Source organism: Nocardia sp. CNS-044 (assembly GCF_059570515.1).
Genome location: NZ_JCANSX010000008.1, coordinates 354,141 through 371,607, shown reverse-complemented (window position 1 = coordinate 371,607; position 17,467 = coordinate 354,141). Strand labels below are relative to the sequence as shown.

Below are 17,467 nucleotides of genomic sequence, written 5' to 3'. Positions count from 1 at the left end.
AAACGACCCGGCGCGGCCCCTCAGCGTAGCGGGGCCGTCGTGGTGTTCGACCGGCCGACGTATTCGTCGTTGAGCAGGTGATAAGCCTGCCCCAGATCGGTCAGCGCACGCCGCCAACGGATTTCGGAGTCGCTGCCCGCGGGGTTGCGGCTCAGCTCCAGCAACGCCGTCGTGGCGTCGGCCGACCGAGTGGCCGCGGCGAGCAATACCGGCGCGGGCTCGGCGGTCGCGTCCTCGGCCATCGCGCCGATGCGGTCGTGCAGCTCCGCGGCGTCGGCGCACATCCGTTCGGCCGGGTCCTCGGCCACCGGAATGGCATGGCGCGGTTCGCCGCCGACCACGTGTCGCAGCAGACCGACCAGCAGCGCCCGCTCCGCGGCGGCGTCCCTCGGTCCGTCGAAGGGCGGGTCCACCGCGTCCGGGTCGATGTGCAGTATCGCCAAGACGGCCCGCAACTGCGCGATGGTCACCACGTGCTCGGCCCCTCCCTGCCCTGCGCCGGGCGACCGATGTGTTCGTCCGCCTGGAATGTCCCCGTCACCGCACACCCCTTCTCGTCGGCCGCGTGCGACGCGCGAACCTCCGCCGCCGGGCCGGGGATAGTGTTTGCCAGATCTTCACTGAACGAGGGCCAAACTATCCAAAACCTCGACGGATGTCTCGGGAATCGACATCTAAAACAGAGTCTCGCGGGGTGGCGGCCATAGTCGCGGCGCGTCGCGATCCGCGCCTGGGCGGCGCCGGTCGCGAATAGGATTGCGCGGGAAGCACGCTCACGATCGGCGCGACCGCGGAAAGCATGGGGAGACGATGACGACTGGACGGTGGCAGCAGCCCGCCGCACTGCGTGCGATCGCCGCACTGGCGGTCATCGGCCTGACGGTCGGCGGCTGCGCGACTCTGCTCGGCGAGCCCGCCCCACCGCCTTCCGCCGACGAGATCGCGGCGGTCTCAGCCGAATTGACCGAATTGCCGTCTTCCGAGGTCGCCGAACAACAGGTCGCGTCGGTCGTCGAACAGATCGTGGCCGCCGCCTCGGCGCTCGAACCCGCGCTGCGCTGGCGCCAGACCGAAGACCGCGCGATCGGGCCCTGCTACGGGCCTTACGCGCACACCGGCGGCCGGCGCGTGGTCCTGCCGCGCTACCGCACCGAGGGTTCGCTGCCCGCGGCGGCGTGGCTGGGATTCCAGGAGACGGCGCGCGCGCTGGCCGTGTCCATCGGCGCGACGGACATGCTGCCGGGCGGTAGCTTGTCACCCGACCGGCACGTCACCTTCGAGGGCGGCGACGGCGCGCGGTGGGACAGCGACACCGAGCTGTCGATCTTCGCGGACGCCCGGTCGATGACGATCACCGCGGTCGTGGGTTGTCGTCTACCCGCCGAGTAGTGATCGAGCCGCGCTCTCGTACACCGGGTCACCGGCGCCGACGATCTACCCGAGCTACGGCGGGCAGCTGCACCGAGCCAAAGCGGCCGAAGGTCAGGCCGCCAGATGCTCGGTGTCGTCGCCGAGTGCCCGGTCGCGCAACGTCTTCAACGTCTTGGCGAGGATGCGCGAGATCTGCATCTGCGACACCCCGAGGCGCTCGGCGATCTGGGCCTGGGTCCGGTTCTCGAAGAACCGCATGACGAGCACCTGACGTTCACGCTCCGGCAGTTCGGCGAGCAGCGGACGCACGGCCATCGCGTCCTCCAGCAGCCGGTAGCAGGGTTCCTCCGCGCCGAGGGTGTCGACCGCGGCGCGCGGCGAGCTGTCGTCGTCGTTGTCGCGCGGCGTGGCGTCCAGTGAGCTCGCCTGGTAGCCGTTGCTCGCGACCAGTGCCTGGGTGATCTCGGTGAGTTCCACATCGAGTTCGGCGGCGAGTTCGCGGGCGGTGGGCATACGGCCGAGCCGCTGCGCGAGCGTGTCGGTGGCGGGGCCGATCAGCTGCTGAATCTCTTTGAGCCGCCGCGGGACCCGCACCGACCAGGTGCGGTCGCGGAAGTGCCGCCGCACCTCCCCCATCACGGTCGGCACCGCGAACGACAGGAAGGAACTGCCGCGGGAGACGTCGAAGCGATCCACGGCCTGCACCAACCCGAGGCGGGCGATTTGGTGCAGGTCGTCGAACGCCTCGCCGCGGCCCGCGAAGCGACGCGCGATGTGTTCGGCCAGCGGCAGGCACATCCGGACGATGTCCTCCCGCAGCCGATGCCGGTGCGGGTCGTTCTCGTCCAGGCTCGCCAGCTTCTCGAACCACGGCTCGACGTTGTCGTACGAGTCCGTACGGGCGGTGTCGTCCGCGGCGCCCACGGTCGATTCCTGCTTCATCCGATGTCCCTCGTTTCCCACTGAATTCGACACTGATCGGATACCCGCGACCCCGTTATCGAAACGTGATCGCAAAGAAATCGGTCTCACCTGGGCCGACGAACCGCCCCGCACGAATCAGAGGATGGGCCGACCGCCCGTCACCGCGAGCCGCGCGCCCGAGATGTAGCTGCCGTCGTCGGAGGCGAGCAGCACGTAGGCCGCCGCGAGTTCGGCGGGTTGACCCGCACGCCCCAGCGGCGTGTCGTCACCGAACTTCGTGACCTTCTCCACCGGCATGGTCGAGGGGATCAGCGGCGTCCAGATCGGTCCCGGCGCGACGCTGTTGACCCGAATCCCGCGCTCCCCCAACAACTGCGCCAGGCTGGCGGAGAAGTTCGCGATGGCCGCCTTGGTCGCCGCGTAGGGCGCCAGCGTCGGCGAGGGCATGTCCGAGTTCACCGACGAGCTGCCGATGATCGACGAGCCCGAAGGCATATGCGGCAGTGCGGCTTTCACGAGATAGAAGTACGCGCCGACGTTCAGCTTGAAGGTGTGGTCGAACTCCTCGTCGGAGATCTCCTCGAGGGTCTCGTGGGTCATCTGGTAGGCCGCGTTGCTCACCAGCACATCCACCTTGCCGAACTCCTGTACGGCGCGATCGATGACGGCGCGGCAGTGCGCGGGATCGGCGAGATCGCCCGCCACCAGCACGGCCTTGCGGCCCGCCTGGGTCACCAGATCGGCGACCTGCTTCGCGTCCTCGTCCTCGTCGAGATAGGAGATCAGCACATCGGCGCCTTCCCTGGCGAACGCGATCGCCACCGCGCGCCCGATGCCGCTGTCGGCGCCGGTGATCACCGCCGCCTTGCCGGTGAGCTTGCCCGAACCGCGGTAGCTGTCCTCGCCGCAGTCCGGCACCGGCGTCATCCTGGCCTGGACGCCGGGGACCTCTTGCTGCTGCTCCGGAAAACCCATTGCTCAACTCCTCCTGATGAATTCCTGCGCTTTGGCTTTCATGCCCTGGGTGATGAAGCGCCTGGCATCGGGATCACCGCGCAGTACGGCTTCGGCGGTGTCCTTCAACTGCTCCCAGGTGGCGTGCGGCGGGATGGGCGGCACCTCGGGATCGCACAGCACGTCGAGCACCACCGGACAGTCGGCGTTCAGCGCGCGATCCCAGGCGGGGCCCAGATCCTCTGGCGCCTCGACGGTGATCGCGGCCAACCCCATGACCCGGGCGACCTCCGCGTAGGAGACCTCCGGAAGCGATTGCGACTCCTCGAATTTCGGCGCGCCGCCCATCGCGCGCAGCTCCCAGGTGACCTGGTTGAGGTCGTTGTTGTGGAAGACGCAGACGATCAGCCGCGGATCCGACCAGCGGCGCCGGTAGCGGGCGATGGTGAGCAGCTCGGCGAGCCCGTTCATCTGCATCGCGCCGTCGCCGACCAGCGCGATCGCGGGCCGGTCCGGGTGGGCGAACTTCGCGCCGATGGCGTACGGGACGCCAGGACCCATCGTCGCGAGCGTCCCGGACAGCGAGCCACGCATCTGGCCGCGGAAGCGCAGGCACCGGGCATACCAGTTGGTCGAGGAGCCCGAATCCGCCGTGACTATGGCGTTCTCGGGAATGCGTTGGGACAGTTCCCAGACCACGCGCATGGGGTTGAGCGGCTGCGCGTCCAGCATCGACTGCCGTTCGAGCGTCTCCCACCAGCGGGCCACGTTCTTCTCCACCTTCTCCCGCCACGACCGATCGGTCTTGCGCTGGATCAGCGGAATCAGCTCGGCCAATGTGGATTTCGCGTCGCCCACCAGATTCACCTCGGTGGGGTACCGCATGCCGATCATCGTGCCGTCGATATCGATCTGCACCGCACGCGCCTGACCGAACTCGGGCAGGAACTGCGAGTAGGGGAAGCTGGAGCCGACGATGAGCAGGGTGTCGCAATCGCGCATCAGCTCGTAACTCGGCCTGCTGCCGAGCAATCCGATCGGCCCGGTGACGAACGGCAGATCGTCGGGGAGCACGTCCTTGCCGAGCAGCGCCTTCGCCACGCCCGCGCCGGTGCGGTCGGCGATCTCCACGACCTCCGCGGCGGCCGAGCGCGCGCCCTGGCCGATCAGGATCGCGACCCGCGATCCGGCGTCGAGGATCTCCGCGGCGCGCCGGATCTGGTCACTCGCAGGGATCACTCGCGCGGGCGGCAGCGCGCCCGGCGGGCTGGAGGGCACCTGCTTGAAGGCGTGCTCGGGTGGCTCGTACTCCTCCTCCTGGAGATCGGAGGGGATGATCACCGCCGTCGGCGCGCGCCGCGTGATGGCGACGCGGAAGGCGCGGTCGAGCGCGTTGGGCAACTGACTGGCGACATTGACCTCGACCACGTACTCGGCGACGTCCTGGAACAGGTTTTGCAGATCCACTTCCTGCTGGTAGCTGCCGCCCATCGCGCTGCGCGCGGTTTGCCCGACGATCGCCACCACCGGCACGTGATCGAGTTTGGCGTCGTAGAGGCCGTTCAGCAGATGGATCGCGCCCGGCCCCGAGGTGGCGGTGCAGACACCGGCGTTGCCGCTGAACTTGGCGTAGCCGGTGGCCTCGAACGCCGACATCTCCTCGTGCCTGGCCTGGATGAACGCGGGGTCGTCGTCGGCTCGCCCGAATGCGGCGACCAAGCCGTTGATGCCGTCACCGGGATATCCGAAGACCTGCTGGACACCCCATTCGCGCAGTCGTCGCACGACGTAGTCGCCGACCTGTTGACCCATGGTTCCTCCTGTCGGTGCGTCGCTGTCGGGATCCGTCCTCAGGCGGTGGCGCGGCGGTGCTTGCGGTGGCTGGTGTCACACAAGGGATAGGTCTTGGAACGGCGGCACAGGCAGATTGCGACCTGGAAGCGGTCGCAGCGGATCGTCTTCCCGTCGGCGGTCACGAGCTCCACCGGACCCTCGACGAGAACGGGCCCGTCGTCGGTGAAAGTGACTCGCCTGCGCTCATTTTCGGATTCGATCGGCACGGATCACCACCAGATCTTCCTTGTCCTGGCCGGGTTCGATGAGTCCGATCGAAGCGAGCCAGTCGGCGCGCCCGCGCAGCACTGGCCCGAAGGGAACGGTGTGGCGGGCCACGATCGCGGCTTTCAAACCGGTGTCACGTAATTGAATCAGCGTGCTGTCCGGATCGGACAGCATCGAGTGCACGACCAGCGCCGCGCCTCGGGGTTTCAGCAGATCCGGCATCATCCGGCACAGCCGGTCGAGCGCACCGCGCCCGGACACACCCGCGTTCCACGCGCGCGCCGCCCCGTGGTGGCCAGCGCCCGCGGGCGCTGGGACGTAGGGCGGATTGGCGAGAACGAGATCGAAGCGGCGTCCGCGCAGCGCGCGGCTGAAGTCGCCGCGGATCACCTCGGCCCCGATCCCCCGGATCCGACAGTTCAGCCACGCCGACGCCGCCGCGGAGCGGGAGATATCCACGGCGGTGACCGCCCTGGCGCCACCGCGCGCGGCCGCGATGGCCAACGCCCCGCTTCCCGTGCACACGTCCAGCACGTGCCCACCGCGCGGAATGCCCGCCTCGGACAGCGCCATGGCCAACAACCAGGTATCCGTTTGCGGGCGGTAGACCCAGGGCGGGCGAATCAACATCACGTACGCCGGATAGCCGGAATGAGCCGAATTAATCGTGCGGTCCGGCAGAACCCGGCTCACCGTCGCGCAGCGAACCGCGTCCCGCCTCCCAGCAGCCCAGCACATGCTCGGCGAACCGGTCTTCCAGCAGGTTCGTGGCCTGAATGCCGAACACCACCGATTCGGTCAACTCGGGCTCCTTGGCGAGCAGGTCGCCGATCACGTCGCGGCGCATGACCTGTTCGTGCACCGCGTCGGCTTCGACGTGCTCGCGGTAGAACAGCGTGCAGGCGGGATCGGCGTCGAGGCGGCGCAGCGCCTCCACCATCCGCCGCGCCCCCGGCGGCGAGCTGATCTCCACGGTCGCGAAATGACCGACGAGCGCCCCGCGCAATTCACGGTGCAGTCCGAACAGCGAGATCGTGTCCATCAGGGCGAACATCGGCGCCGGAATCACGTCCAGATAGTGCAGATAGTCCGGATTCAGGCCCGCCGCGGCCATCAGCTTCGCGTACAGCTCGGCGTGCACCCGTTCGCCGCGCCCGCCGCCGAACTCGTCGAACTCGACCGCGACCAGCGACGCTTTAGCCTGACCGCGCAGCCGCGGAATGGCCCATGCGTACGGATCGGCCTCTTTGTGGTGGTAGAGCGAGCGGTGCACCAGGTACTCGCGCATCTGCCACCACTCGCCGCGATCGAGCAGGAACTGGCTCGGCCCGCTCGCCTCGACCGGTGTCACGAGCAGCTGTTCGAGTTCCCCTTCCAGATCGGTCCCGCCGGGGACGGCGTCGCGCAGCCCGCGCAGCAGCCGCTGTTCCATCTCGGCACGCAACCCGAGCAGGCCGGGGTCCCACTCCCAGCCGGGATGAACCTCCGCGAACCCGTAGTAGTGCAACTCGTAGCAGGTGTGCAGGGCGAGAAGCAGATCCTCGTCGAACGGGTCCGTCGACCCGGCCCCCGGTACGGACTGTCCCGGCGTGCCGTGCAGGAGTTCGACCACCGCCGCGGACAGCTCGCCGCGCGGCTCGGGCATGGGCTGGGCTTTCGGGACCATGGTCGCTGTCATGCTGGTGGTTTACCCCGCTCGCGCCGGGTTATCGCCCGGCTTCCGAGTGAGCCCGCCTGGCTCCTGGTCGATCAGGCCGCGGAGGCGGTTCTCACGAGGCGGACCGCAGCCGCTCGGCGACGACCTCGGCGATCGCCGCGGCCGCGCGCACCCCGGCGCCACGGGTCTGCCACGCGCGCCAGCGTCCGGTGTCCAGCTCGCGGGCTCGGGCGAGCAAGCCGGGCCAGTCCTCGATATCGGGCCAGCGGTCGAGCGTCAGCGCCATGCCCGCCGACGCGAGTGCGCGCGCGGTGGCCAGTTGTTCGTCGAACGGGCGCGGCGCGGGCACCACCACGGCGGGTTTGCCCGCGGCAGCGACATCGGCGATCGCACCCTGCCCGGCGTGCGTCACGATCACGTCGGCCCGGCACAGCTCCGGCCACGGGTCGTCCACCCAGTCACCCAATGCGATTGTGCGCCAACGATATTGATGGTGACGCAGGGCGCAGGCGCGCACCATCCCCGCCGTGAACGCCGCACCGCCCGCGCCGCCGACGACCAGCACCGTCGGGCGGTCGTCGCGTGCCGCGAACAGCGGGGGGCGGCCGTCGAATCGGGTGATGCCGCCGACATAGCGGGTCTTGTCCGTGTACGGGCGCAGCCACGACGGATCGTAGAGTTCGCGCGGCCACGCCGCGATCAGGCGTTCGGCGATGCGGTGCACCAGCTGGTGGGCGGGATCGGTACGGGCGCCGGGCAGCGCCATGTAGACGACGGGAACCCCGTGCAGGCGGGCCAGCAGCGCCACCTCCACCGACACGTCCACCACCAGCGCGTCCGGCCGCGTCGCCGCGAGCCACGCCGCGACCGCCGCCATCCGCTCGGCCTGACCGCGATCGTGTCGCGGCGCCCAGTGCAGAACGCCCGACGCGGTGGGATCGCGGACCGTCGCGGGGAGGTTGCCGACGGGCAGGCGCACGACGTCGTCGAAGATCTCGTCGTCGGAGAGTGCCAGCGAGGACAGCGCCGTGACCGGCTGCGCTAGACAGGCGCTGATGCGGCGAGCGCGGACGAGATGTCCCGAGCCGTGGTGGTGGATGTAGTAACCGATCACGCGGCCCCCCGGTGCGTGCAAGGTCCCCGAGCTGGCAGAGGCCGAGGTCGGCGCGGATACGCCATGGCGAACCACACCAGGTCCGGGCCGCCGAGCCCCGGTGTCCATTGCGCGAGACCGTACATCGGACCTCCCGGCGGATCTGCGGTGACGTGCGACGATGCGGATCTACCCGGCCGTGCGCCCGGCAAACCTGGAGCACATTCCACTGGCGGGTGGACTCGCGCTGTCGTTTGCCGGAGGCGGGCGGGGGTAGCCGGTCGGTGATCGACCGGCGACACCACCCGGCAAGGAGGTAGCGATGCAGATCGGATACAAGCTGGCGGCAGAGGGTTTCGGTCCCGCCGAACTGATCCGCCAGGCCGTGCAAGCCGAGCGCGCGGGTTTCGACTTCGTCGAGATCAGCGACCACTTCCATCCCTGGCTGGACAACCAGGGCCACTCGCCGTTCGCCTGGACGGTGCTCGGCGCCATCGCGGCGCGTACCGACCGCATCGGCCTGGCCACCGGCGTCACCTGTCCGATCCTGCGCTACCACCCCGCGATCGTGGCCCAGGCCGCCGCCACCATGGCGCTGATCTCCGACGGACGCTTCACGCTCGGCGTCGGGTCGGGCGAACGGCTCAACGAGCACATCGTCGGCCTCGAGTTCCCGGACTCGGTGCGGGTGCGCCACGAGATGCTGCGCGAAGCGCTCGAGATCATCCGGTTGCTCTGGAGCGGCGGCTATCAGTCGTATTCGGGCAAGTACCTGCATCTCTCGGACGCCAGGATCTTCGACCTGCCCGAGCGGCTTCCGGCGATCGCGGTCGCGGCGGGCGGGGCCGCATCGGCCGAGCTGGCCGCCGAACTCGGCGACGGCCTGTTCGCCACCGACGCCGACCCCTCGATCGTCCGGCAGTACCGCGAGCACGGCGGCGACGGGCCGCGCTACGCCGAGGTGCCGCTGGCCTGGGCGCCCGACGAACACACCGGTGCGCAGGCGGCGCTGGAGACGACCCGCTGGGCGCTCACCGGATGGAAGGTCATGAGCGAGCTACCCAACCCGGTCAACTTCGCCGCCGCGAGCGCCACGGTCCGCGAGGAGGACATCCGCGACCACTTCACCTGCGGCTCCGACCCGGAACGCTACGTGGAAGCCGTCCGCGCCTACACCGACGCGGGATTCGACCATCTCGTGTTGCAGAACGCCGGACCGGATCCGGACGGCTTCCTCGAGTTCTATCGCGACGAGCTCGATCAGCGGCTGCGCGGTTCGCTCACCCCGGCCGCGAGCCCGAACTGAGCGGTCAGCGCTGCCTGCCGGTGCGCGCCCGCCTGCGCGCCTCCTGCATCTCGGCGAGTTCCTGTTCGAGCGCCTCGGCGATGCGGAACTGCCCGGTGTCGTAGATCCCCGACGAGCGAACCACCTCGTGGTAGGCGCCGTCCGGATCCGGCGGAGCCGCCTTGCGGGAGTCCTTGGCGTTGCGCGAGTCTTTCGCGTTGCGCGAGTCCTTCGCGATGCGGGAGTCCTTCGTGCTCATCTTGATCGACGAGCTCTCGGCGGCCGGGCGCGCCGCGACGGGCTTGTCGATCTCGATCGGCTTGGTCGGCGGCGGCGGGGGCGTCTGGCGGACGACTACTTTGGCGGCCACCGGCTCCGGCGTGCGCGCCGGGGCGGGCTCGACGACCGGCTTGTCCACCGCGACCGCCGCCGCGGGCTTTTCGGCCTGCCTCGGCTCGGCCTTCTCGGGGGCCTTACCGTTGGTGCCGTTCGTGGCGGGCTGCGCGGGTTCGGCGGGCGCGCGGCGCTTCTCGGCCGGCGCGGGCGGCACGTCCTCGGGCGCGACCTCCGGAGCGTCGATCTCCTCGACCTCGACCTCCGCGTAGTGCTCCTCGACGACTTCCGGCTCGGGTCGCGGCGCGGGCACCGGTCGCTCCGCGACTACGGCGAGACTCTCGCGCCGGACCAACGCGGACAAGCTGGCCCGCATCTGTTCGGCCGGATCGGGCAGATCGCGCACTTGCTCGGTGGCCCGGTGGATGGCGAGGCCGTACCGCGCGCTCGCGGCATCGTGAATCAGCAGGGCCACACCGATCATCACGGGGGCGATGGCGTGCACGGCCACTTCATACCACTGGCCGGAGCGCAGGTACGGGTAGGTGTTGAGGCCGACGGTCAACGCGAGCAGCGCCATTTCGGCGGCGGCGACTTGGCGGCGATTGTCGATGACGCCCCACTCGGCCACCTTGTTGGTGCCGATCATGATGATGATCAGACAGACGCTGATCATCCCTTCCAGCAGATAGCTGAACCAGTAGAGCGGGTCGCTCGGGCCGCCGGGGGCGATGTTGTGCTGCACGTTCACCGCGGACCACAGCATGCCCGCGCCGACAACGCCCGCCAGCGCGCGTAGCGACCAGGCGCGGTGCCGGTACAGCGAGGCGAGCTTGGCGTGCGGACTGGATTCGCGCCGCTGCGCGGCGATCGCCTTGCGGGCGAGCAACAAATCTCGCATATCGGCCTTCGCGATTTCCTCCGCCGTGTGCCGCGCGCGGTCGGAGGCGACCGCTGCGGCCTGCACCTCTTTCCAACGCTGCCCACGATCCTGTTCGCGAATTCGCTCGGCGAGTTCGCGTTCGGCGTGTAGTTCGTCCTCGGACAGCGCCTCGGTGAGAGCCGGGTCGAACTGATAGGCCAGCCGTCCGCGGGCCTTTTCGACCCGCCGCGCCAGCTGCGTGACCTCGTCCTCGATGGGGTGCTCTATGGTCAAATCGACCTCCGACCGTGGAGATCCGATGGCAGGCAAGTGATCACGAGTGTGAACAGCACCCCACATTCATAGTCGATGCATCGTTGCGAGCAAAACTATAGATTTGCCGCGTCGCGGATTCGGGCGGCGCGCCGTGCGCGACACACTGTATAGCGGAGGCGGAAACCGATCACGCGGATTCGCCGACTCCAGTTCCGACAGAGGGCTTGTCGGGACGCGTCGATCCGTCCGGATCGGGACAGATCGACGCGCACCGGTTCCCCGCCGAGTCAGCTCTCCAGCAACGTCGCCCCCACCGCCTCCGCGCCGTCGAGCACCTGCTCGATGCGACGCAGGGTGTCGGCGTGCAGGCCGATATTCGCCGCGAACAGGTTGTCCTCGATGTGCGCGGGGGTGCGACTGCCCGGAATCGGCACCACGTGCGGATCCTGGTGCAGCAGCCAGGCGAGCGCCAATTGGCTTCGGCTGATGCCGAGTTCGGTCGCGATTGCCTGCAGCGCGGCGTAGGAGTCGTTGTTCGCGGCGAGATTGGCGGCGTCGAAACGGGGCAAGTTGGCGCGGAAATCGTCGGCGCCGACCCGATCGACCGTTCCGGTGAGGAAACCCGCGCCCAGCGGACTCCACGCGACAACGCCGACGCCCAATTCCCGAGCCGCCGCGAGCAATTCGGGGTCGATCGGACGCCACATCGACCATTCCGCCTGCACCACCTGGACCGGGTGCGCCGCGTGCGCGCGCCGCAACTGTTCGGCGGTGACGTTGGACAGGCCGAGGTAGCGCACGAGGCCGTCGGCCACCAGTTCGCCTACCGCGCCCGCGGTCTCCTCGATCGGCACCTCGGGATCGGGGAAATGCGGGTAGTACAGATCGATCACGTCGGTGCCGAGGTTGCGCAGGCTCTGCTCGGCGTATCCGCGCACGTAACGCGGCTCGGCGTTGACGGCGAGCTCGCCGAACGCGAAGCCGACCGGGAACGTGTGCGCCGCGGCGCCTTCCGGAACGCGGAAGCCGAATTTGGTGGCGATGGTGAGTTCGTCGCGGCGACCGCGGATCGCGCGCCCGATCAGTTGTTCGTTGTGGCCGTCGGCGCCGTAGCCGTCGCTGGTGTCGATGAGCGTGGCGCCGTGGTCGACGGCGTGGCGCAGCGCGGCGAGGGCGCGGTCGTCGTCGATCGCTCCGTACATGCCGGGCGAGAGCACCATCGCGCCGAAACCGACTGCGGAAACCGGGATTTCGCCGAGATGGCGCACGGGGATCTTGGTCATGGCACCACTCTCGCCGAAGTGCACCCTGCCGTCCAAGTCATGTTGGTATAACCAAACGTTATGGACGTCGACCTGCGGGATCTGCGCTACCTGATCGCGGTGGCGGAGGAGGCCAACTTCACCAGGGCCGCGGCGCGGGTCTTCGTCTCGCAACCCGCGCTGTCCAAACAGATCCGAGCGCTGGAGCGCCGCCTCGGCTTCGAACTCTTCGAACGCACGCCGCGCGGCGTCACGCTCACCGCGCAGGGCGCCGAGTTGCTGCCGACCGCACGCGAGATGCTGGAGCTCTGGGACCGCGCCTACCCGCGCGCCCAGGCGATCGGCCGCCCGCGGACCCTGGTGGTCGGCATGCAGACCGCGGTGGGGCGGGATCTGCAGCGCCGCGCCATCTCCCGGTTCCGTGCGGCGGCGCCGGACTGGACCGTCTCGCTGCGCCTGGTCGGCTGGTCCGATCCGACGGCGGGGCTCGCCGACGCCTCCAGCGATGTCGGCATCGTCTGGCTGCCGATCCCGCTCGACGGACTGCGCACCCGGGTCCTGCGTCGCGAATCGCGCGGCGTGATGCTTCCCGAGGGGCACCCGCTCGCCGACCACCCGACGGTCGCGTTCACCGATCTGCTCGACGAACCGTTCGTCGCGCTGCCGCGCGCCGCCGGGCCGCTGCGCGATCACTGGCTGGCGATCGACGCGCGCGACGGGCACCCGGTCCGCGTCGGCGCCGAGGCCTCCGGGGCGGACGAGACATTCGAGGCGATCGTCTCCGGGCTGGGCGTCGCCCTGGTCGCGGCGGGCAACGCCGACCTCTATCGACGGCCCGGCTTGGTATTTCGCCCGGTCGACGGACTCGAGCCCGCCGAGCTGGCCGTCGCCTGGCGCGGCGACGACACCCGGTCGGCCACCGCGCTGTTCGTGGATTGCCTGACCGGGCCCTGACTCACGGGACGTGCGGAACGGCCGCGTCGCGATAGCCGAGGGATTGCCGACCCAGTACGGTGTGCCTGGCAGTGTGCGACGGACCCGAACGAGTCACGGAGGTACACCATGGAGCGGCCAGCGCTCGGCAGGCCCGCGATCGCGCTGGCGGCGGCCGCCGCGGCGATACTCACCACGCTCTTCCCTGGCGCGGCGCGCGCCGAGACCAGCGATCCGATCATGGCGAGCGGCGCCCTGCTCGCGCGTCCCGTGGCGCCGGATGGTTCGCGCATCGTCGATTTCACCATCGAGGACGACCGCAACCTGACGCTGAGCGTCTACTCGGCGGCGATGGGCCGTCCGATCACCATCACCGTGCAGCGCCCGGCCGACACCTCGGAGCCGCGCCCGACGCTGTATCTGCTCTCCGGCGCCGACGGCGGCGAGGGCACCGCGAACTGGGATCACCGCACCCCGGAGGCGCTGCAGTTCCTCGGCACCAAGGACGTCAACGTGATTCAGCCGATCGGTGGCGCGTGGAGTTACTACACCGATTGGCGGGCGCCGGATCCGGTGCTCGGCGTGCACAAGTGGAAGACCTTCTTCACCGAGGAGCTGCCGCCGGTGATCGACGGCGCCCTGGGTACCAACGGACTCAATGCCATTGCCGGACTGTCGACTTCGGGCACCTCGGTGCTGCAACTGCCGATCGCCGCGCCCGGACTGTTTCGCGCGGCGGCGGCCTACAGCGGGTGCGCGCAGATCAGCGATCCGATCGGATATTCCTTCGTCAACCTGTCCGTCGGAGTGTGGGGCGGCGGCAACACCGACAACATGTACGGCCCCCAGGACGATCCGATGTGGGCGGCCAACGACCCGTACGTGAACGCCGAGAAGCTGCGCGGAGTGGAGCTTTTCATCTCCAGCGGCAGCGGCCTGCCCGGCCGCTACGACATGCTCAACGGCCCGTACGCGCTGCCCGGCCTGGACGGGCTGGCGAGTCAGGTGCTCACCGGCGGTGTGATCGAGGCGGGCGTCAACTACTGCAGCCACAATCTGCAGGCCAAGCTGAACTCGCTCGGCATACCGGCGACCTACGACTTCCCGCCGACGGGAACGCATTCCTGGGGTTACTGGCTCGACGCGCTGAAGGCCTCGTGGCCGGTGCTGGCGCGCGGCTTGGAACTGCCCGCGTGAGCCGTCGGCTCGCCTCGGCGCCCGGCAACCGCCGCAGCCTGTCTCGGTGATCTCCCTGGCATTCGTGCCAGCCGCCGCGACGGATAGGTCTACCGTGGTTGATCGACGGTTGCCAAGGCAATGCTGAACATCCACTCGCGATCTTCGATCAGGTAGGAGGAACGGATATGCCTACTCGGGACACCGCTTGGCCGCAGGGCACGCCGTGCTGGGTCGACTGCCAGGTCGACGACCCCGGCCGGGCCAGTGAGTTCTACTCGGCGCTGTTCGGCTGGGAGATCGACGACTCCCCGCCGGAAGCCGGCGGCTATCTGATGGCCTCGCGCAAGGGATCGTCGGCGGCGGGCATCGGACCCAAGCCGGAGAACATGGCGATGCCCTCGGTGTGGACGACCTACTTCGCCGCCGACAGCGCGGACGAGATGGCGCGGAAGGTGACCGCAGCGGGCGGCACCGTCATGATGCCGCCGTTCGACGTGCTCGAGTTCGGCCGCATGTTCGTCGCCACCGACCCGACGGGGGCCGCCTTCGGCGTGTGGGAGTCCAAGGCCCACACCGGCGCCCGTATCTACAACGAGCACGGCGCGTACTGCTGGAACGAGCTGCATACCCCCGGCTACCGGGATGCGCAGCGGTTCTACGAGGCGGTGTTCGGCTACGACTACCAGGAGATCGGCGACGGCCAGAACTTCGACTACGCGACCTTCACCCTCCCGTCGGGCGGAGAAGTCGTCGGCGGCATCAACGACGACACGAAAGGCCGGCAGGTCGAGGCGCCGCCGCACTGGCTGGTGTGGTTCCAGGTGGACGACGCCGACGCGTCGCTGGCCAAAGCGGCCGAACTCGGAGCCACGGTGCTGGCCGGTCCCGACGACAGTCCGTTCGGCAGGATGGGTGTGCTGCAAGGGCAGCAGGGCGAGGTGTTCGCCGTCATCGACCCGACCCGCAAGGTCGGCGAGCCGCCGACGCCGAGCTGAGAGCACACACCGCGGTGAGATCAGGACGGGCCCGGCGGCGCGGCGTGTCGGCCCCGGGCACCGGTCTTCGCTGAGTACCATCCCGAGCGCCACAGCCGCTACCAGGAGGAACACTCACCGGAGGTATCCAGAGTTGGTTGGCCGCATCGAGATCAGCGACCGGGCTCGCGTCTCCGCCAGCGAGGCATCGGAGTTCGCCGAGCGGTTGAACCGGCTGTTCGACAGCGCCCGACCGCCGGGGTTCCGTCGGCGCTACAGCAACGCGGAGGTGGCCCGCGCGCTCACCGCGGCGGGTCATCCCATCTCGCCACGGTATGTGGCGCGCTTGCGCAACGGCACGCGCACGCCGCCGACCGTCCGCACGGTGCGCGCGCTCGCCGACTTCTTCGACACCTGCCCGGTCGGTTTGCTGGCGAGCACATCCGGCGCCGACCACCCCGGCGACCGCGGGATCGTCGAACAGTTGCTCGACGCGAAGCTGCGCAGGCTGACCCGCGCCGCCTGCGATCTGTCCGCGGAGTCCCAGGATCTGCTGATCGCCATGGCGATCGGCTTCCGGCGCGCCGAGGACCTACCGGACACTCCGCCGGACTGCGCGCATTGACAACGTGCCTCGCGCGCGATTCGTTTGCCGCGCACGGGGTATGACCCCTATGTCGGCAACTGGCGCAGGATGAGGGCCTGGTCAGCGGCCCGGCACGACGACAGGGACAGGCTGTCCACTACCGGCATCGTCAACGGCGACGACGGACCTCAACGGCGAGGACCACGTCCGGCGGACCGGCCCGCCCCTGACGCGAAGCGATCGACCGGATCTGCCGAGGTGCCCGACCGGATATACCGACGTGCCGCCGGGTCGGCCACGTCGCTCCGCATTCCTTGCCGCAGTGGATATCGCACACGGTCGCGGGCGGGTCGGCGGCAACCGCCGACCCGCCCGCGACCGTGTTCAGGCCGCCACTCGTCCCTTGCGGACGCCCTCGGCCAGCACACGCACGACAACGGCCTCGGGCCGCTCCCGCGATCGGATGAACGCGACCGGCTGCCCCTCCACGAGGGTGCGATAGCCGACCATCTCGATACTCGAATAGTCTACGTACACCAATGCGCGTGGATCCGACGCGGGTTCGATGAAACCGAACCCTTTCGGTGCGTCGAACCACGCCACCCTCCCGCGCGACCAGCTCGCCGTTCCCGACCGTGCAGGCGTCATCGGCATCACCTCCGGGTCCGAGCCGCCCCCTACGAGCAGCCAGTGCACGCCGATTTCCCGATCCACCGCGATCGAAACAGCGACCGGATCGATGGCCGAGGCGAGCGTGCGCCGGTAACGTCGAAACGGACCCGACGGAGGAGGAAGACCGGTGACGCAAGCAGACGAGCGAGCCACCGAGCTCGCCGAATTGGCGCTCGACCGTGACATCACCCTCGCGGTCGCGGAATCGCTGACCTGCGGCCGGCTGTCTTCCTCGCTCGGCGCCGCGCCGGACTCGGGCACCTGGTTCCGCGGCGGTGTGGTCGCCTACCGCCCGGAGATCAAGCGCAGGGTGCTCGACGTACCCGATGTGCCGGTGGTCTCCGAGACTGCCGCGCGGGCGATGGCGACCGGCGTCCGCGCGCTCATGGACGCCTTCGCCGGCGTCGCGGTCACCGGCGTCGGCGGCCCCGATCCGCAGGATGGCGAACCGGCGGGCTCGGTCTGGTTCGCCGTCGCCACCGAGAGCGAGGTCCGTGCCGAGCACCGTCAGTTCGACGGCGGGCCCGATCGGGTCCTCGACCAGACCATCGAGCATGCTCTCGCCATGCTCGTGGACGCGGTGAAGTCCGCTCACGGGCAGCGTCTTTGAGCCCAGGCCTCAGTCGAGGACGGCGGTGGCCTCGACCTCGACCATCAGGTCGGGCTCGCCCAACGCGGCGACACCGAGCAGGGTGATCGGCTTGACCGGATCGACGCCGAGCTTCGCGGCCGCGCGCGCCACACCTTCGCCGAGCAGCGGGTACTTCTCCTCGTTCCAGTCCACCACGTAGATGGTCAGCTTCGCGACGTCGTCGAACGAGCCGCCGATCTCGGCGAGCGCGGTGCCCACGTTGAGATACGCCTGCTCGACCTGCGCGGCGAAATCCCCCTCCCCCACCTTGTTGCCCTCGGCGTCGCGGGCCACCTGCCCGGCGAGGAACACCAGCCTGCTGCCCTGGGCGATCGAGAGCTGGCGGTACACATCGGGTTTGGGCAGTCCCTCGGGGTTGACCAGCGTGATGGCCATGGCCACTCCTCCCTCTTC

19 protein-coding genes are annotated in these 17,467 nt (G+C 69.5%); 7 read left to right on the top strand and 12 right to left on the bottom strand.

Annotation, left to right across the window (positions count from 1 at the left end):
* Window positions 1-20 precede the first annotated feature (20 nt).
* Window positions 21-473: a hypothetical protein gene (locus T333_RS20905; RefSeq protein WP_355002991.1), complete on the bottom strand. Its 453-nt coding sequence runs from the start codon at window positions 471-473 to the stop codon at window positions 21-23.
* Between the two features lie 337 nt (window positions 474-810).
* On the opposite strand from T333_RS20905, the gene T333_RS20900 reads away from it, so the two are divergent.
* On the top strand, window positions 811-1,389 hold the full coding sequence (locus T333_RS20900) for an LppA family lipoprotein (protein ID WP_496425544.1): 579 nt from the start codon (window positions 811-813) through the stop codon (window positions 1,387-1,389).
* A gap of 93 nt (window positions 1,390-1,482) precedes the next feature.
* Here T333_RS20900 and T333_RS20895 read toward each other — a convergent pair whose 3' ends face one another.
* The 7 genes from T333_RS20895 to T333_RS20865 form a co-directional block, all read right to left on the bottom strand.
* Complete coding sequence (locus tag T333_RS20895) at window positions 1,483-2,313, bottom strand: RNA polymerase sigma factor SigF (RefSeq protein WP_355002993.1); 831 nt, start codon at window positions 2,311-2,313, stop codon at window positions 1,483-1,485.
* A gap of 117 nt (window positions 2,314-2,430) precedes the next feature.
* Window positions 2,431-3,270 carry a glucose 1-dehydrogenase gene (locus T333_RS20890; RefSeq protein ID WP_355002994.1) on the bottom strand — a complete coding sequence of 280 codons (840 nt, stop codon included), beginning with the start codon at window positions 3,268-3,270 and terminating at the stop codon, window positions 2,431-2,433.
* A gap of 3 nt (window positions 3,271-3,273) precedes the next feature.
* Window positions 3,274-5,061, bottom strand: coding sequence for a thiamine pyrophosphate-requiring protein (locus T333_RS20885; protein WP_357256384.1), 1,788 nt, complete (start codon window positions 5,059-5,061; stop codon window positions 3,274-3,276).
* Window positions 5,062-5,099: 38 nt separating this feature from the next.
* Window positions 5,100-5,309 carry a CDGSH iron-sulfur domain-containing protein gene (locus T333_RS20880; RefSeq protein WP_496425543.1) on the bottom strand — a complete coding sequence of 70 codons (210 nt, stop codon included), beginning with the start codon at window positions 5,307-5,309 and terminating at the stop codon, window positions 5,100-5,102.
* Window positions 5,287-6,003 (bottom strand): HemK2/MTQ2 family protein methyltransferase, encoded by a 717-nt coding sequence (locus tag T333_RS20875; RefSeq protein ID WP_357256383.1) that lies wholly within the window; start codon window positions 6,001-6,003, stop codon window positions 5,287-5,289. Before T333_RS20875 ends, T333_RS20880 begins: the two co-directional genes overlap by 23 nt.
* A complete protein-coding gene (locus T333_RS20870; protein ID WP_496425542.1) occupies window positions 5,972-6,988 on the bottom strand; it encodes an iron-containing redox enzyme family protein in 1,017 nt (338 codons plus the stop codon). The genes T333_RS20875 and T333_RS20870 overlap by 32 nt, the downstream gene beginning before the upstream one ends.
* Window positions 6,989-7,079: 91 nt before the next feature.
* A complete protein-coding gene (locus T333_RS20865; protein ID WP_496425541.1) occupies window positions 7,080-8,081 on the bottom strand; it encodes a glycosyltransferase in 1,002 nt (333 codons plus the stop codon).
* A 301-nt stretch (window positions 8,082-8,382) separates the two neighbouring features.
* Here T333_RS20865 and T333_RS20860 point away from each other — a divergent pair, with 301 nt between their 5' ends.
* Complete coding sequence (locus tag T333_RS20860; RefSeq protein WP_496425540.1) at window positions 8,383-9,366, top strand: TIGR03557 family F420-dependent LLM class oxidoreductase; 984 nt, start codon at window positions 8,383-8,385, stop codon at window positions 9,364-9,366.
* Between the two features lie 4 nt (window positions 9,367-9,370).
* On the opposite strand, the gene T333_RS20855 is transcribed toward T333_RS20860, so the two are convergent.
* Both T333_RS20855 and T333_RS20850 read right to left on the bottom strand, forming a co-directional pair.
* Window positions 9,371-10,834 carry a hypothetical protein gene (locus T333_RS20855; RefSeq protein WP_496425539.1) on the bottom strand — a complete coding sequence of 488 codons (1,464 nt, stop codon included), beginning with the start codon at window positions 10,832-10,834 and terminating at the stop codon, window positions 9,371-9,373.
* Between the two features lie 269 nt (window positions 10,835-11,103).
* Window positions 11,104-12,099 carry an aldo/keto reductase gene (locus T333_RS20850; protein WP_355003002.1) on the bottom strand — a complete coding sequence of 332 codons (996 nt, stop codon included), beginning with the start codon at window positions 12,097-12,099 and terminating at the stop codon, window positions 11,104-11,106.
* 60 nt (window positions 12,100-12,159) lie between these two features.
* On the opposite strand from T333_RS20850, the gene T333_RS20845 reads away from it, so the two are divergent.
* The 4 genes from T333_RS20845 to T333_RS20830 all read left to right on the top strand — a co-directional run bounded on the left by T333_RS20845 (window position 12,160) and on the right by T333_RS20830 (window position 15,789).
* A complete protein-coding gene (locus T333_RS20845; protein WP_496425538.1) occupies window positions 12,160-13,032 on the top strand; it encodes a LysR family transcriptional regulator in 873 nt (290 codons plus the stop codon).
* Between the two features lie 108 nt (window positions 13,033-13,140).
* On the top strand, window positions 13,141-14,208 hold the full coding sequence (locus tag T333_RS20840; RefSeq protein WP_357256379.1) for an alpha/beta hydrolase: 1,068 nt from the start codon (window positions 13,141-13,143) through the stop codon (window positions 14,206-14,208).
* 167 nt (window positions 14,209-14,375) lie between these two features.
* Window positions 14,376-15,185, top strand: a complete 810-nt coding sequence (locus T333_RS20835) for a VOC family protein (protein ID WP_355003005.1) — start codon at window positions 14,376-14,378, stop codon at window positions 15,183-15,185.
* Between the two features lie 133 nt (window positions 15,186-15,318).
* Window positions 15,319-15,789, top strand: a complete 471-nt coding sequence (locus T333_RS20830) for a transcriptional regulator (RefSeq protein ID WP_357256378.1) — start codon at window positions 15,319-15,321, stop codon at window positions 15,787-15,789.
* Between the two features lie 345 nt (window positions 15,790-16,134).
* On the opposite strand, the gene T333_RS20825 is transcribed toward T333_RS20830, so the two are convergent.
* Window positions 16,135-16,398 (bottom strand): cold shock domain-containing protein, encoded by a 264-nt coding sequence (locus tag T333_RS20825; RefSeq protein ID WP_067779444.1) that lies wholly within the window; start codon window positions 16,396-16,398, stop codon window positions 16,135-16,137.
* A 151-nt stretch (window positions 16,399-16,549) separates the two neighbouring features.
* Between T333_RS20825 and T333_RS20820 the strand changes: the two genes are divergently transcribed.
* Window positions 16,550-17,032 (top strand): CinA family protein, encoded by a 483-nt coding sequence (locus T333_RS20820; RefSeq protein ID WP_496425537.1) that lies wholly within the window; start codon window positions 16,550-16,552, stop codon window positions 17,030-17,032.
* Window positions 17,033-17,041: 9 nt separating this feature from the next.
* On the opposite strand, the gene T333_RS20815 is transcribed toward T333_RS20820, so the two are convergent.
* The gene (locus tag T333_RS20815) at window positions 17,042-17,449 is read right to left on the bottom strand and encodes a RidA family protein (protein WP_355003008.1); all 408 of its coding nucleotides are present in this window, start codon (window positions 17,447-17,449) and stop codon (window positions 17,042-17,044) included.
* Window positions 17,450-17,467 lie beyond the last annotated feature (18 nt).

Bases quoted from the DNA above. Each gene is read 5' to 3' on its own strand.
- T333_RS20895 (WP_355002993.1), bottom strand. From the start codon at position 2,313: ATGAAGCAGGAATCGACCGTGGGCGCCGCGGACGACACCGCCCGTACG.
- T333_RS20835 (WP_355003005.1), top strand. From the start codon at position 14,376: ATGCCTACTCGGGACACCGCTTGGCCGCAGGGCACGCCGTGCTGGGTC.
- T333_RS20900 (WP_496425544.1), top strand. From the start codon at position 811: ATGACGACTGGACGGTGGCAGCAGCCCGCCGCACTGCGTGCGATCGCC.
- T333_RS20885 (WP_357256384.1), bottom strand. From the start codon at position 5,061: ATGGGTCAACAGGTCGGCGACTACGTCGTGCGACGACTGCGCGAATGG.
- T333_RS20870 (WP_496425542.1), bottom strand. From the start codon at position 6,988: ATGACAGCGACCATGGTCCCGAAAGCCCAGCCCATGCCCGAGCCGCGC.
- T333_RS20840 (WP_357256379.1), top strand. From the start codon at position 13,141: ATGGAGCGGCCAGCGCTCGGCAGGCCCGCGATCGCGCTGGCGGCGGCC.
- T333_RS20825 (WP_067779444.1), bottom strand. From the start codon at position 16,398: ATGACGCCTGCACGGTCGGGAACGGCGAGCTGGTCGCGCGGGAGGGTG.
- T333_RS20815 (WP_355003008.1), bottom strand. From the start codon at position 17,449: ATGGCCATCACGCTGGTCAACCCCGAGGGACTGCCCAAACCCGATGTG.
- T333_RS20850 (WP_355003002.1), bottom strand. From the start codon at position 12,099: ATGACCAAGATCCCCGTGCGCCATCTCGGCGAAATCCCGGTTTCCGCA.
- T333_RS20890 (WP_355002994.1), bottom strand. From the start codon at position 3,270: ATGGGTTTTCCGGAGCAGCAGCAAGAGGTCCCCGGCGTCCAGGCCAGG.
- T333_RS20845 (WP_496425538.1), top strand. From the start codon at position 12,160: ATGGACGTCGACCTGCGGGATCTGCGCTACCTGATCGCGGTGGCGGAG.
- T333_RS20860 (WP_496425540.1), top strand. From the start codon at position 8,383: ATGCAGATCGGATACAAGCTGGCGGCAGAGGGTTTCGGTCCCGCCGAA.